The following is a 15,419-nucleotide window of genomic DNA, read 5'->3' as shown; positions in this document are numbered from 1 at the left end:
TCATGCTTCCTGATCGTGTAAAAGGGATAACCCGGCAAGGGTCAATAAATCCGCAAAGCGATCCAGCACCACATCAGGGTGACTTAGCGCGATCGCTTCGCCATAGTTATAACCATACGTCATGCCGACGCACGGGCATCCGGCAGCTCGGGCAGCCTGAATATCATTACGAGAATCGCCGACAAACAGCAATTCGTTTACCCGCAACCCCAGTTTACCCAACACCATGTACAACGGTGCCGGATGTGGCTTTTTCTCGGTAACGTCATCGCCGCCTAAAATCAGCGAGAAATAATGTCCTATCCCCAGCACATCCAGCAGCGGCGCGACGAAAGGTGTCGGTTTATTGGTGACGACAGCCATACGAAAGCCGCGGGCGGCAAGCTCAGCCAGCGTGTCCTTCACGTCGGGAAACAGCAGGCTGCCGCTATCTACCGTGCGGGCATAGTACTTATCAAACAGCGAACGGGTGTCCTGAATCTGCCGACTCGTTGGTTCTACCCCCGCCCAGCGTAACGCCCGCTCCATCAGTACATCAGCGCCGTTACCAATCCAGGTGGATACTCGCTCTTCACCCGCACGCGGCAGCGACAATGCACCTAATGCCATATCCACCGCTTCGGCCAACCCCGGCGCGCTGTTGACCAGCGTACCATCCAGATCAAACGCCAGCCCGCGAATCGTAGCAAAATCAGTCATGACGTACTGTCTCCAACTCCTGGCGCATCTTATCAATCACCGCACGGTAATCCGGCTGGCCGAAAATCGCCGAACCGGCGACGAACATATCCGCACCGGCTGCCGCAATCTGCGCGATGTTATCGACTTTGACGCCACCATCGACCTCAAGACGGATATCGTAGCCGCTTTCATCAATCCGCTGACGCACCTGGCGTAATTTATCCAGCGTAGAAGGAATGAATGACTGGCCGCCGAAGCCTGGATTCACGGACATCAGCAAAATGATATCCAGCTTATCCATCACATAGTCAAGATAACTCAGTGAGGTGGCAGGGTTAAACACCAGGCCCGCCTTACAGCCATGACTCTTGATCAGTTGCAGCGTCCGGTCGACATGTTCGGATGCCTCAGGATGAAACGTAATGAAGCTGGCACCCGCCTCGGCAAAATCAGGTATCAGCCTGTCCACCGGTTTTACCATCAGATGCACATCGACCGGTGCGGTAATGCCGTAGTTGCGCAAGGATTTCAACACCAGCGGGCCAATCGTCAAATTGGGGACATAGTGGTTATCCATCACATCAAAGTGGACGACATCTGCTCCGGCAGCCATTGCGCGCGCGGTATCCTCGCCAAGACGGGCAAAATCAGCCGACAAAATAGACGGGGCGATTAAAAACGGTTTCATGCGTTTCTCCAAACCATCAAGTCTGCATTCCGCTGCCGGGTACGCCCACTGATGACACACCTTCGCAGCCACTCTGTTAGGGGAACAAGGGTGAGACTTTTCTCACCGTTATTCCCCCTGCCCATCGTCTCTCGTCACACTCAAGACGCCCGGCAGTACAACGCCAGCAGTTCATTGACCTTACTGCGGCCCGAAATATTGCGGCTGATGGTGCGACGCGCCTTGACCACATACAACGATGACGCATCACGATACCACTCGCGAGTCAGTACCGTATCATGGTTGGAAATCAGCACCGGGATCTGGTTTTGCGATGACAACTGCTGTGCCAACTGCGCCAGATTTTGCTGATCCTGATGGTTAAAGTTGTTGGTGTGGTACGCCGTGAAATTGGCCGTGGCCGACAGCGGCGCATAAGGCGGATCGCAATACACCACCGAGCCTGAGGTCGCATTGGTCAACGTCTGCTGATAATGCTCGCAAACAAACGTGGCGTTTCGCGCCTTTTCCGCAAACCAGTAAAGTTCTTCTTCCGGAAAATAGGGCTTTTTATAACGCCCGAACGGCACATTGAATTCACCCCGCATGTTATAGCGGCACAAGCCGTTATAACAATGCCGGTTCAGATACAGAAACAGCAACGCGCGGTGATAGTCATCGGTGCAGAGGTTAAATTCTGTTCTCAACTGATAAAAAACATCCGAGGTATTCACCTCATCAATAAACAACTCGCGGGCATCGCTAATGAACGTATCGGTTTCAGTTTTGACAATTTTATAAAGATTAATGAGATCGCTGTTAATATCCGCCAGAATATAGCTGTCGTAGTCGGTATTGAGAAACACGGAACCCGCGCCCACGAAAGGCTCGATTAATCGCTCTCCCGCTGGCAGATATCGGCGAATCTCCTCCACCAGCGGATATTTCCCACCGGCCCATTTTAAGAACGCGCGGTTTTTCTTCATGCCGTCGTTAGTTACTCACACAGTTCAGAGCCACGGATTGTACTCTGTTAAGACAGCACATCAGGGCCAATTTGGTCTTACTTGGTCAAGTCCTGCTTCACCTGACGGATCGGCCTGACCCATGGTTTTTTCGCCTGGACATCAGCAGGCAGGGACGCAATAGCACGCTTGGCATCTTCCGGTGTGGCGTAAACACCATTCACCAGCACATACCAGGGCCGCCCGTCACGTTTCGTTTCATATACCCAGTAGTTCGCCAGTCGCTGTTCCCGTGCATAAGCCTTGAGAGAATCTTCACGGGACGCACTGCTGAGCTGCAAGGTAAAGTGGCTGGCAGGCGCACTCTGGATAGCGGTACTGCTCTGGCTTGCGGCTGACGCCGCAGGTTTACCTACCGCAACTGGTCTGCTCGATGGTGCGGGCATCACAGCGGTCGTAGGGGCGCGATGCGTATTCGTAGCAGGCTTAGCCGCTTCTTTGGCTTCTGCGACCGTTTTATGGGATGGCCTGGTTTCATGGAATGGCACAGTAGAAGGCTGCTTTTCAACCTGCACACGCGAAGGTGACTTCTCCACGGGCTGCGTGCGCCCGCCTTTGGCCGTCGGCGAGAATACAGTAGCCGGCTCGGTCGGCAATCCCGCCGACAAGGCATTAACCCTGTCTTGCTGCTGAGGCTGAGACAAGGCATCGGTGATATTACCCGGCAGCTCAATACGCTGCTGGTTGTTATTCTGTGCGGGCAAGGGTGCCTGCGTAGGGGTACCGGAAACCGGCTGGCCGCTTAACGCCTGTGGAGCACTACTTCCTGCATTCGGGTTATTGCTTACCGGTACTGGGGAAGAAGGCTGAGATACCGCCGGTGATGCTCCCTGGGTCTGACTGGAAGACATCGACGATGACAAATCGATATTCTTACCAGAACCTGCTGCGGGTGACGACGCTGAAGGCGTATTCTGGCTGGGTGACTGCAAGGCAGAGCCGATACCGATGATCAGCAGCACCAATACCACAATGCCGATACCAATCATGGTGTGTTGTCTGGATAGCGAAACACTCGGAGCAGATAAACTTTTGCTTCTTCTCTGCTGACGCACGGGGCGTCGATCACTGGTATCCGGTTTCAACTCTTCTTCCGGGTTGAACTCATCCATTTTACCCTCCCACTGAAAGGCTAGCTTTCGCACACATCCGACGCTGCGAAAGTCTAAATCATAAGGCATTGTATTTTAAACGTAAACCACCGCAATTCCACCTGCTGGCTATTCAGCCAGCTCAGTGGAGGGTTTAGGGAAGGCAGTCGGCGATGGATGCCAGCACCAGTTCGTGCGATACACCCGACCGGACTTCAGACTGACCAATTGCCGTAGGCAGAACCAGACGCAACTCTCCGGCCAGAACCTTCTTATCCCTCATCATGTGCGGTAAATACGCTTGCGGGACCATTTCACGTGGTCCGGTAACAGGCAAACCGGCCCGCAGCAACAGCGCCTTGATACGCTCAACATCGTCAGCGCTCAACTGCCCAAGACGACGAGCCGCCTGAGCAGCCATCACCATTCCGGCCGCTACGGCTTCGCCATGCAGCCAGTTGCCGTACCCCATTTCCGCCTCAATGGCATGTCCATAAGTGTGGCCTAAATTCAGCAAGGCGCGCAGCCCGGACTCACGTTCATCCGCAGCCACTACCTCTGCCTTAAGCTCACAACAACGACGGATACAGTAGGCTAGCGGCACACCCTCCAGTCGACGAATTTCGTCGATATGCGCTTCCAGCCATTCAAAAAAGACGCGATCGAGGATAACACCATACTTGATCACTTCAGCAAGCCCGGAGGAGAGCTCGCGTGCAGGCAATGTTTTAAGGCAATCCAGATCGACAACCACCGAGGCGGGCTGATAAAACGCGCCAATCATGTTTTTGCCAAGCGGATGATTGACTGCCGTTTTACCACCGACAGAGGAGTCAACCTGAGACAACAGCGTGGTGGGAACCTGAATGAAGCGAACACCGCGTTGATAACAGGCGGCAGCAAAGCCGGTCAAATCACCGATGACGCCGCCGCCCAACGCTACCAGCGTGGTATCACGACCATGCGGTTTAGCCAGCAATGCGGAAAAGACCTGCTCCAGCACCGCCAACGACTTGAACTGCTCGCCATCAGGCAAAATAACCTGATCCACCCGTACACCGCTGTTCTCCAGCAGACTACGTACCCTGTCCAGATACAGCGGAGCCAACGTTTCATTGGTCACCAGCATGGCCTGATCGCCAGCCTTCAGCGGCATAAAAGAAGCCGCGTCGTTGAAAAGACCGGCGGCGATCGTAATGGGGTAACTACGTTCCCCGAGGGTTACGGTGACTCTTTCCATGCACGTTCCATTGATCTGTCAGAGACCTGCGGTATACAGGAGATTACACAAAATCAGTTGTTTTCCAGCATGCTGATAATCTGGTTGGCAACGACTTTGGCGCTTTGTTCATCGGTGCGAATTGTAACATCGGCGATCTCTTCATACAGCGGATTACGCTCTCTCGCCAATGCCTCCAGCACTTCGCGTGGTGGGGCTTCAACCTGAAGCAACGGACGTTTTTTATCTCGTTGAGTACGGGCCAACTGTTTTTCAATCGTGGTTTCCAGATACACCACCACGCCACGTGCTGACAGACGATTGCGGGTTTCGCGTGATTTTACCGAACCACCGCCGGTTGCCAGCACAATGCCCTGCTTTTCCGTCAATTCATTAATGACTTTCTCTTCGCGCTCGCGGAAGCCTTCCTCGCCTTCCACATCAAATACCCAGCCCACATCAGCCCCGGTACGACGCTCAATTTCTTGATCGGAGTCGAAGAATTCCATATTGAGCTGCTGAGCTAACTGACGGCCAATAGTGCTTTTGCCGGCACCCATAGGCCCAACCAGAAAGATATTGCGTTTCTCTGCCATTTTTTTGGTATTACTAAGAAATTCGTTAATGATAACCCGCCCCGCCATGTAACCTGCGGCGGAACCTAAACTGAAACCTCATGAGCGATAGTGCGAGAATCAGACAAAAAATTATCTCAATACTCAGGGTGGTTTGGCAACCGAATAAAACGCCACACAAACCAGGTCGTCATAAACCGTGCGTTTTATCTACACTGCTGATGTAACACCACTTCCGTGCTCAAGCCGCTATCCTTGTATGCTAAAACGACGGTATCGTCAAACAATGAAGGGCACTATTTCACAAAGCGAGTGTATAAAGCGGGCAGACGCATCGCACTGCCCACCGTTTAAGATAATCAGGCTGCTGGTGCACGCCTGGCCGCCTGAATCAGCGTAGGCGTGATAAAGATGACCAGCTCGCGGCGTGTATGCTGCTGGCTTGTGGCGCGAAACCACTGACCAATGCCCGGTAACGACCCCAAGCCCGGTACCTGACGCTCCCCTTGATTTTTTTGCTGCTGGAAAATCCCACCCAGCACAATGGTTTCGCCATCCTGTACGGTGACCTGAGTCTGGATCTCCTGTTTATCGATCGCCAGAATTTCGCCCCCTTCCCCCTGCTTGATAGCCCGCCCCGGCATATTCTGGCTAATCAGCAGGTTGAGCGTAATCTGCCCGCCATGCAGAATCCTGGGGGTGACTTCCATGCCCAACACCGCTTCCTTGAACTCGATCGATGTCGAACCGCTGGCACCGCTGGATACCTGATACGGGATTTCCGTGCCTTGCTTGATGCTGGCTGTTTGCTGATGCGCAGTAAACAGGCGCGGACTGGCGATAATCTCCACCTCGTTTTCCTGCTCCAGCGCCATCAGTTCCAGGTCAAGCAATCGTCCATTGAGCTTTGCCAGATGAAACCCGGCGTTAACAGCGGGCGATTCAACCGGGAGGCTAACCGTGAAGTTATTCATCTGCATCGCCTGCCCTGCAATAGAAGCGTCCCCCAGCCCCCAGTTAACGCCCAAGGCTTTAAGGTGCTCGCTGCTGATGGTGACGATGTGCGCCGCCAGTTGCACCTGCGACAATGGCTTATCCAACGCGTCAATCCAGGGTCGAATTTGTTCAAGTGCGGAAGCGACATCCCGAATCAGCAGCGTGTTGGTGCGTTTATCGACGGTGACGTTACCGCGTTCCGTCAGCAACGTACCGCGCTGGCTTTGCAGATTCGCCGCCACCTCAGTCGCTTCCGCGTATTGCAAGGTGACGGACAGATTTTGCAACGGTAGCTGCAAACGCTGCTTAGCCGCTTGTTCTTCCTGTTTCTGCTGACGGTCTTTCACATAGGTATCGGGGTAAACCATCATGACGCTATTTTGCTGTTCAACCGTCAATTGCCCCATTCGCAGAATAATATCCAGCGCCTGCTGCCAGGGAACCTGCTGTAAATTCAGGCTAATGTTACCTGCTACCCCCGGTGCCACCACCAGATTAAGTTGCTGGTGGTCTGCCAGCGCCTGCAAAACTCGCTGCACGGGCACATCGTCAAAGACCAGTGAAACCGGCTCACCGCTACCTGCTTTGGCCAGCATGCTGCCACATAACATCATCAACCAACTGTACCGGTAAAACCGTCTACCGGGAAAACATCCTGTCTTCATCCTTCATTCCTTGTTGTGATGAAAAGGCGGCCCAAGACGTATTTCCGCCACTCCACAGCTCACTTTCCCACCCGTTTGACGCAACGTTGCACCACCACGGTCAAGCTGGGTAATCTGCCAGTCACCGGGTGGAATAACATCGCCATCACGAACACGTAGCCAGCCGATTTGCGGCTGCACCAGCCAGGCAATCCACCTCGACGATGACCCCACCATTCCCTTGAGTTGCCATTTCTGCTGATCCTGCCCACTATTACACGACATCTCCGACAAGGGCTGGAACGGATCGCGCATAACGGACTCGCGTATTACTGAATCACATAGTGCCGCTGTACTCACCAAGCCAAGAAGCCCCCCGACACACAGTGCACAGCCTTGCCAGTAATTCATTGCCCCACCTTCACTGATGACGCTTGCGGCAGCGAGAGCCGCAGTTCGGTACGCAGCCCGACAGACGCCTTTCGGATAGTAATGTGGTCGATGCGCAGCACCACTGGCAGCGATTGAAAACGCGACAGGAAATTCAGGGTTGCACCGTACTGCGCATTAAAAACCAGTAACCAGGCAGATGGCTCACCATTAGCGCCCTCCGCCGGTAATGGATGCCAGCTTTCAAGTTGAACACCACTGTCACGTAACGGCCCATCCAGTAATGACGCGATGCGATTTACCGACCTGCCTTCTGCCAGAGAAGGTTGCTCAGCAAGCCAACGTTGTAATACGTGTAACGCCGGTAACGCGGTAATTTTCTCTCGCCATTGTCTGATGACCTGTTCACTGTCACGGACTTGCTGTTCGAGTTGCGCTAATTGCCGTTGTTGCGCCTGCATCCATATTCCACCGATGACAACCGCCGCCAACATGACCAGCATTGGCGGTGCCAGCAGCCATAACCATAGCGGCGCGGTCAGCCAATGTGCGATCCGGGGATAAAGCCAGCGCATCATCCTTTCGCTCCCACCCCGTCTACAGCCTGCCAGTGCAGGCGTAATGAAAAACTCAGCCGGGCACTATTGTTAGGATCGCGATCGGCCTGTTGCACGCTGGCGTGGGCTATTTGTGGTAACGCCGACATCGCCTTCACCAACGTGACGATAGCCGAATAGTGATTACTCACTCCAGACAGTGATAAACGCACACCGTTGTCGCCAATTTCTGTCAGCCAGAGTGCATCGGGCATCAGGGTCGGTAGTTGTGCCAGTAAGGTCTGATAACGCTGGTTCTGCCGCTGGCTCTGTTCTTGTGCCGCCAGTTGTGCCAATTGGACTTCACGTCGCTGCCAGGCAGCGAACGTCTGATGATAGCGCTGCGCATAGCTCGCCTGTTGCGACTGTGCCAGCCCAACCTGCAACTGCCACCACACCCGTTGTTGACGGTAGTTCACGCAGGTGATGACTGCCGCATAACCGACAACCACCACAACGATACTGGTCAGCAACAGGCTTAACCATATACGCCGGTGCAACAGGCGAGGTCGCCATGCCAGAAGATTCACAGTCAGCATGGTGAATCCTCCGGGCGAATCGCCAACCCACCCGCAATAGCAAAAGCGGCCGGGAACCCCGGTAATGGCGGTTGTTGTTGAGCAAATGCTGTCAGAGGCGACCAGGAAATCAGCCCGGCAGACGTTTGCTGCAACGTCACAGGAACAGATGCACTGAGATAGGCAGCAGGCGGGATCTCTTTTTGATAGCAAGTGCTCACGTACTTTAATAGTTCGTGCTCGGCTCCTGTACCCGTCAGGTCGTCTGCTATCTCATCCGGATGAAACGTACCGAATGCCAAAGGCGCGTCCAGCGGTGACACCCACAGCCAGTGATCATCAAACCGATGCAACAGCAGACGATCGCCAGCCAACCCGGCCCGTGCCGCCATACACCGCAATGCGCAAGGGGTAATATCCACCACATCGGGTTGCAGGCCAGCATCACGCAGGCAATGCAGCCAGACATCCAGCTCCGTCTGACGCGCCGCGGTAACCAGCAACTTATTGGGGGTTTGCGGATCAGGACGATAATCCAGCGCCAGATCGTCGCCACTCACCGGCAGCACCTTGGCCGCCATTTTACGAATATATTCGCCGCGTTGCGGTTCACGCAGACGATGGTCTGGCATCGCCAGCCGTTGTTGCAGTACGCGCGGGGCGGGGAACCCCAACCGTAGTGAAACAAATCGTGGCAATTCATGCCGCCATTGACGAAGAACCGTACAAAGTGCAGCGGGATGATGTAGACTACCGCCGCGTAATGTGTCGTCTGGTAACGGCAATTGCCACCAATGGCGTAATTGCCAGCTATGTCGGCGACGTTGTACGGCCAGAGCGCGCATCACGCCGTTCTGAATGTCCAACCCAACCTGCCAGATGGGATAAGCCATGAATGTTCGATCTCCTTATCGTTTCATACAGAACAGATACCCGATGGACATCGCGGTGCAGGTAAGGCGGTCATAGAGTAATACCCGGTTTACGGCGCCCCGCAAGGGAAGAGGACCATAAAAAAGCCGGGTACAGCGGGTCGCCATGCGCCTGTAACCTGAAAGACGACGGGTATATCCACCTTGCTGGCTTCCCTTTATACTAGCGCCCGTCTGTTTATAAACTATTCAATTGCTACTGAATGGAAAATCTCCGGTGAAGTTCGTAAAGTATCTATTCATCCTTGCAGTGAGTTGCATTCTGCTGGGAGTCGCTTCGCTCTATGGCCTCTATCGCTATATCGAGCCACAGTTACCCGATGTCGCTACGCTGAAAGACGTCCGCCTGCAAACTCCGATGCAGGTTTACAGTGCTGACGGCGAGTTGATCGCCCAGTTTGGCGAAAAGCGTCGTATCCCGCTGAAGCTGGACCAGATCCCGCCGATGCTGGTTAATGCGTTTATCGCCACGGAAGACAGCCGCTTCTTTGAACACCACGGTGTTGACCCGCAGGGGATCGTCCGCGCGGCGGTCATTGCCCTGACATCGGGTCATGCATCGCAGGGGGCCAGTACCATCACCCAGCAGCTGGCACGTAATTTCTTCCTGAGTCCTGAGCGCACGCTGTTGCGTAAGATTAAGGAAGTGTTTCTGGCTATCCGCATCGAACAAACGCTGACCAAAGACGAAATCCTGGAACTGTATCTGAACAAGATCTACCTGGGGTACCGTGCTTACGGCGTGGGTGCCGCCGCACAGGTCTATTTCGGACAACCGGTCGACCAGTTGACGCTGGCGCAAATGGCAATGATTGCCGGCCTGCCGAAAGCGCCGTCCACCTTTAACCCGCTTTACTCTTACGATCGCGCCGTGGCACGTCGTAACGTGGTGCTGTCGCGCATGCTGGACGAGAACTACATTACGCAGGCGCAGTACGATCAGGCCCGTAACGAAAAGCTGGTGGCGGACTATCACGCACCGGAAATCGCCTTCTCCGCCCCTTATCTGGCTGAAATGGTTCGCCAGGAAATGGTGAAACGCTATGGTGAAGATGCGTATAGCGATGGTTATCAGGTGTACACCACTATCACCCGCAAACTGCAATTGGCAGCGGAAGACGCGGTACACAACAATGTCATCGCCTATGATATGCGCCACGGCTACCGCGGCCCGGACCAGGTGCTGTGGAAAGTCGGCACCCCAGCGTTGACGCAGGACAAGATTGTCGAGGCATTGAAAAAACTACCGGTTTACGGGCCATTGTTCCCGGCGGTCGTCACCGATGCCAGCGCCGATAAAGCCCATGCCGTGATGGCTAACGGCGATAAGATCGAACTGCCAATGCTGGGTGTACGTTGGGCGCGCGCCTATCGTTCAGATGACCAGCAAGGCCCCACGCCAAAACGCGTCACCGATGTACTGGCTGCCGGTCAACAAATTTGGGTACGCAAAGTCGACAACGACTGGTGGCTGGCTCAGGTACCTGACGTCAACTCGGCGCTGGTTTCCCTCAATCCGAAAGACGGCGCGATACTGGCGCTGGTGGGCGGGTTCGATTTCAATCAGAGCAAGTTCAACCGTGCTACGCAGGCGCTGCGGCAGGTAGGGTCGAATATCAAGCCATTCCTGTACACCGCCGCGATGGATAAAGGTCTGACGCTAGCGACCATCCTCAACGACGCCCCGATTACACGCTGGGATCCCGGAGCCGGTTCCGACTGGAGCCCGAAAAACTCACCGCCGGTGTACGACGGCCCAATCCGTTTACGTCAGGGTCTGGGGCAGTCGAAAAACGTGGTGATGGTGCGGGCAATGCGTGCGATGGGTGTGGATTACGCCGCTAATTATCTGGAACGCTTCGGCTTCCCGGAACAGAACATCGTACATACCGAATCACTGGCATTGGGTGCAGCATCGTTTACGCCGTTGCAGGTGGTGCGTGGTTACTCGGTAATGGCTAACGGCGGCTATCTGGTCGACCCTTACTTCATCACCAAAATCGACAATGCCGCCGGCAACACCGTTTTCAGTGCTACACCGAAAATCGTGTGCGATACCTGCAATCTGCCGGTTATTTACGGCGATACCCAACGTTCCGCCGTCTTGTCGGATGACAGCATGGAAAACGTGGCGACATCGCAGGAAAATCCGGTGCAGGCTGCCCCGCAGGTTGACCCGATTACACCGTCGGAAGTCGCCAAACAGGCCGCCACCCAACCGTACGCCCCGCATGTTATCAGTACGCCATTGGCTTTCCTGATCAAAGACGCGCTCAACAGTAACGTGTTTGGCGAACCGGGCTGGATGGGTACCGGCTGGCGTGCGGGTAAAGTACTGCAACGCCATGATATTGGCGGTAAAACTGGTACGACCAACAACTCGAAAGACGCCTGGTTCTCCGGTTATGGCGCGAATATTGTTGCCTCGGTGTGGATTGGTTTTGACGATCACCGCCGTGATCTTGGCCGCACGTCGGCATCCGGTGTCATTCGCGACCAGATTTCCGGTTATGAAGGCGGAGCAAAAAGTGCTGAGCCTGCCTGGGATGACTTTATGAAAGTGGCGCTGGCTGGTGTGCCAGAACAACCGAAGACGCCGCCGCAGGGCGTCGTGACGGTTACTATCGATCGCAGCACCGGTAAGCTGTCGGATGGCGGCGGGAATAGTCGTCAGGAATATTTCATCGATGGTACGCAACCCACCGAGCGGGCAGTACATGACGCCGGTACCACGCTGTACAACACCAGCAGCGGTCAGGCAGAAGAGTTATTCTGATGCGAACACGCGGTGCAGCGCTGATGGCAACTGCACCACGACTGCGATAACAACGCAGCAAAAAGGCGCGATATTCGCGCCTTTTTCTTTATCTGGATCGACTGCTTTATCTGGGCTGTGATAAAGCGAGTGTTTTGGCAAGTCGTGTTTTGATAGTTAGTCCTGCTGCGCTAAAAACTGTTGCGCTAAGAACAACGCACTCACATTACGCGCCTCACGAAAATCCGGTTCTTTCAGTAGCGACATCATGTTTGCCAGCGGCCAGCGCACCAACTGCAATGGTTCTGGCTCGTCGCCTTGTAAGCGTTTCGGATAAAGACCACTCGCCACCACGATATTCATGCTGCTGGAAAAATACGACGGTGCCATCGTCAGGGTGGATAACAACTCAAACCGCTCCGCGCCAAACCCGACCTCTTCCATCAGTTCACGGTTAGCCGCTTCAAACACGGTCTCACCCGGATCAATCAGCCCTTTGGGAAACCCCAATTCATACTGCTCAATCCCCACCGCATATTCACGAATCAGCAACAGTTCATCGCCGATGACCGGTACTATCATCACCGCTTCACGGCCTGACGGACGCATACGTTCATAGATGCGGCGCTCACCGTTGCTAAACTCCAGATCAACGGCCTCCACATTGAACAAATGTGAACGGGCTACGGTCTCAACCTTGAGGATTTTAGGTTTTTGCAGGTTATTATCCATCGTGGCCTCGATGAGGAAACCGCAACAGGCTTTCCCCGTTCAGGCCAGTGTCGGCACGGAACACAAACTGGTAGAGCCGCGATTTCCTGCAGAATATTCAGTAAGTCATATTGTGCGTTAACATTAACAGTCGCTGCAACTCCATCATGGTGAATTTACATATTCGCAACAACGTTCACACATTAATTTTTTTTATACAAAAAACGACCGCATGAAGATATACCTCCACCCTAACCCCACCAGAAAAAATTCAGATTTTCCTCATTTTCGCGTTCGTGTTCGCTTGCTACCATACACTGTTAAACAAGTAATAGTCGGTTAATTCAGTTATTAACTGTACGACGTGGGTTAACATTGTTCGTGTAGTTTTGTTACTATCCGGGAATAACAGGGGGAACCTTACGCTGTTGGCTGGAGATAATATGCGCACAATACTCATCATATTGGCTGTATTGTTTGCCTGTCTAATTGTCGTGGGGGGGATCATTGGCTATCTCATGTATCGTCGTCTTCTATTCGCCAAACGTTTGCCGGTTACACCATCAGGGCATCGCCAGCTGACAGCGTCGGAACGTATTGCCGTCGAACGCTATCTGGCTATGGCCCATATAGACAGTCCGGTTTCTGCGTCTGTTCCGGCCACCTTGCCCCGTCTGCTACCGGGCAATCGGGTGTATCCCATAACTCATAGCATTACCCGCTATGGGCTGAGCACCGACGCGCCCAACAAATGGCGCTATTACATCGATACTCAGGAAATCCACCTGCCTGCACGCTGGGAGCAATACATTACTCAGAACAATGAAATCGAACTGATCAAAACCCGTTCGATCCCTCTGGTGATTTCGTTGAACGGCCATTCATTGACGGAAGTGGTTACCGAAATGGATTCGTTCGCCGGTTCACACATACCCGGCGAACAGGCATACATTCGTCCGGAAAGCCATGAACACACCGAACTGGTTGCTATCCGCAAGGAAACGCCGGAAGAACATGCCGTACACCGTTCACGCGGCCTGCGTGAAACCGGAGTGCTGAGTCTGGCGTTTCTGCTGCTGGTGTTTAGCCTGACCAGCCCGCTGACGATGCTGCCCTGGCTGGCTGGTGCCGCTTGCCTGATGGCCGCCTGGGGATGCTGGCAACTGTTTCGGCCTCCATCGCAAAAAGAGCTGCGCGAAGTGCATTGCCTGCACGGCACACCACAATGCATGGGATTATTCAGCGACACCACACAAAGCCAGATCAGTAATGTCTCGCTTGGCAATATCGACCTTATTTATCCCCCCCACTGGCAGCCTTATATTGGTTACGACCTCGGCAAAAAAACCGATGTGGATATTTATCTGACCCGTCAGGTCGTGCGCCAGGGCGGCTATCTGTCCTTACATAACGAAGTCAAATTCTTCCCGCTACAGCAATGGGGCAAAAACGCTGTACTGGCTGTCGGTGCCCTGCTCAGCCTTATCCTACTGTTAACCTCGGTACCGCTTGATCTCCCCTTAAAGCTCAGTCTGGCTTGGGTTCAGGGTGCCAGCAGCATCAAGGTAACCCAGGTTGAAGAGCTGGAGCGCATGCCGCTGCACATTGGCGATAAACTACAGGTTCGCGGCAGTGGGATGTGCTACGTGCCACCAATTAGTCTCAACCCGACGGCATCCAAAGCCTCGCCTTTCGCCCCGTTTGATTGCGCCGCCATTTACTGGAATAAAGCGGCACCGCTGCCATTACCTGAATCAGACACCATCGAGAAAACTGCGGCCTTGCAAAAAACGGTGAACGAACAGTTGCACCCCGCCGCCAGCGACAATCAGGTCAGTTCCCAGTTGGCAGATGCTATTCAGAAATCCGGCATGATTCTGTTAAATAACTTCTCCGATATCGTGCTGAAAACCGATGCCTTATGTGAGAAAGAAGAAGATTGTATCCGGCTCAAAAATGCGCTGATCAATTTGGGTAATGCCAAAAACTGGGACCTATTAGTTAAACGGGCGCGCTCCGGCGCGCTAAAAGGCATGAGTGTGGTATTACGTCCGGTCAGTGCTGAATCACTGGATGGATTGGTGAAAAGCGCCACCGACGAGTTCTACAGCCGCGAAATCATTACCGCCTCCAATTCACTGAATAGCCCGCCGCCGGGCGGTTTCCTGATTCGCAGTGACGAAGGCAGGCAATTCGTTAATCATCAGGCACCGGTCGCACCGCTACGTGATCTCCCGCCGCAGGAGCAATGGCAGGAACTTGAACGCCTGTCCTCACTGTTGCTGCATACGCCGTTTGAAGCCAGCGGCGTGATAACCCAGATCAGTATCGACGCAAATGGTACCCGCCATATTTCGCTGCATAGCGAGCCTGATGCCGTTACCATGTGGCGCTCACTGGGTGCCTGCCTGCTGTTGCTGACCTTTAGCGTCATTCTGGTGCTGAATCTGGTGCTGCTGCTGGTCAAACGCCGCCGTAGCCAGCAGCGTATCGCCAATATTCAGCAGTACTATGCGCGCCATCTGGTGCCAGAAGCGCCGACCGCCAGTACCTTGTACGGCAATGCGGTTCACTCCTAGCCCTCCTCAATCGATACGTGCTATCAGCCGCGTTTAGCGG

Annotated in this window: 14 protein-coding genes; 2 read left to right on the top strand and 12 right to left on the bottom strand. The window is 54.1% G+C overall.

What is annotated here, in order from left to right; translation table 11 throughout:
• The 11 genes from FGI04_RS20780 to pilM form a co-directional block, all read right to left on the bottom strand.
• Nucleotides 1-699 carry a phosphoglycolate phosphatase gene (locus FGI04_RS20780; protein ID WP_342699272.1) on the bottom strand — a complete coding sequence of 233 codons (699 nt, stop codon included), beginning with the start codon at nucleotides 697-699 and terminating at the stop codon, nucleotides 1-3.
• Nucleotides 692-1,369 (bottom strand): ribulose-phosphate 3-epimerase, encoded by a 678-nt coding sequence (gene rpe, locus FGI04_RS20775; protein WP_407337199.1) that lies wholly within the window; start codon nucleotides 1,367-1,369, stop codon nucleotides 692-694. Before rpe ends, FGI04_RS20780 begins: the two co-directional genes overlap by 8 nt.
• 140 nt (nucleotides 1,370-1,509) lie before the next feature.
• Complete coding sequence (gene dam, locus FGI04_RS20770) at nucleotides 1,510-2,334, bottom strand: adenine-specific DNA-methyltransferase (protein ID WP_407337198.1); 825 nt, start codon at nucleotides 2,332-2,334, stop codon at nucleotides 1,510-1,512.
• A 77-nt stretch (nucleotides 2,335-2,411) separates the two neighbouring features.
• On the bottom strand, nucleotides 2,412-3,485 hold the full coding sequence (locus tag FGI04_RS20765; RefSeq protein ID WP_407274150.1) for an SPOR domain-containing protein: 1,074 nt from the start codon (nucleotides 3,483-3,485) through the stop codon (nucleotides 2,412-2,414).
• Nucleotides 3,486-3,618: 133 nt separating this feature from the next.
• Nucleotides 3,619-4,704: a 3-dehydroquinate synthase gene (gene aroB / locus FGI04_RS20760; protein WP_342699274.1), complete on the bottom strand. Its 1,086-nt coding sequence runs from the start codon at nucleotides 4,702-4,704 to the stop codon at nucleotides 3,619-3,621.
• Nucleotides 4,705-4,757: 53 nt separating this feature from the next.
• A complete protein-coding gene (gene aroK / locus FGI04_RS20755) occupies nucleotides 4,758-5,279 on the bottom strand; it encodes a shikimate kinase AroK (RefSeq protein ID WP_029456528.1) in 522 nt (173 codons plus the stop codon).
• 338 nt (nucleotides 5,280-5,617) lie between these two features.
• Complete coding sequence (gene hofQ / locus FGI04_RS20750; RefSeq protein WP_407337197.1) at nucleotides 5,618-6,919, bottom strand: DNA uptake porin HofQ; 1,302 nt, start codon at nucleotides 6,917-6,919, stop codon at nucleotides 5,618-5,620.
• Nucleotides 6,920-6,922: 3 nt separating this feature from the next.
• Entirely contained in the window at nucleotides 6,923-7,309 is a 387-nt protein-coding gene (locus tag FGI04_RS20745; RefSeq protein ID WP_407321892.1) for a HofP DNA utilization family protein, read from the bottom strand.
• Nucleotides 7,306-7,866, bottom strand: coding sequence for a hypothetical protein (locus tag FGI04_RS20740; RefSeq protein WP_407321893.1), 561 nt, complete (start codon nucleotides 7,864-7,866; stop codon nucleotides 7,306-7,308). The genes FGI04_RS20745 and FGI04_RS20740 overlap by 4 nt, the downstream gene beginning before the upstream one ends.
• Nucleotides 7,863-8,423: a PilN domain-containing protein gene (locus FGI04_RS20735; protein WP_407337196.1), complete on the bottom strand. Its 561-nt coding sequence runs from the start codon at nucleotides 8,421-8,423 to the stop codon at nucleotides 7,863-7,865. The genes FGI04_RS20740 and FGI04_RS20735 overlap by 4 nt, the downstream gene beginning before the upstream one ends.
• On the bottom strand, nucleotides 8,417-9,295 hold the full coding sequence (gene pilM, locus FGI04_RS20730) for a type IV pilus biogenesis protein PilM (RefSeq protein WP_407337195.1): 879 nt from the start codon (nucleotides 9,293-9,295) through the stop codon (nucleotides 8,417-8,419). Before pilM ends, FGI04_RS20735 begins: the two co-directional genes overlap by 7 nt.
• A gap of 256 nt (nucleotides 9,296-9,551) precedes the next feature.
• On the opposite strand from pilM, the gene mrcA reads away from it, so the two are divergent.
• On the top strand, nucleotides 9,552-12,110 hold the full coding sequence (gene mrcA, locus FGI04_RS20725; protein WP_407337193.1) for a peptidoglycan glycosyltransferase/peptidoglycan DD-transpeptidase MrcA: 2,559 nt from the start codon (nucleotides 9,552-9,554) through the stop codon (nucleotides 12,108-12,110).
• A 156-nt stretch (nucleotides 12,111-12,266) separates the two neighbouring features.
• Here the strand turns inward: mrcA and nudE are convergent, their stop codons facing one another.
• Nucleotides 12,267-12,821, bottom strand: coding sequence for an ADP compounds hydrolase NudE (nudE, locus tag FGI04_RS20720; RefSeq protein WP_342699281.1), 555 nt, complete (start codon nucleotides 12,819-12,821; stop codon nucleotides 12,267-12,269).
• 422 nt (nucleotides 12,822-13,243) lie between these two features.
• On the opposite strand from nudE, the gene FGI04_RS20715 reads away from it, so the two are divergent.
• Nucleotides 13,244-15,379: an intracellular growth attenuator family protein gene (locus tag FGI04_RS20715; protein WP_407337192.1), complete on the top strand. Its 2,136-nt coding sequence runs from the start codon at nucleotides 13,244-13,246 to the stop codon at nucleotides 15,377-15,379.
• Nucleotides 15,380-15,419: the final 40 nt, after the last annotated feature.

It is taken from the genome of Dickeya ananatis (genome assembly GCF_019464615.1).
Classification (GTDB): Bacteria; Pseudomonadota; Gammaproteobacteria; order Enterobacterales; family Enterobacteriaceae; genus Dickeya; species Dickeya oryzae.
Note: the sequence above shows the minus strand (reverse complement) of the source record. Positions and strands in the feature narration are given on the sequence as shown.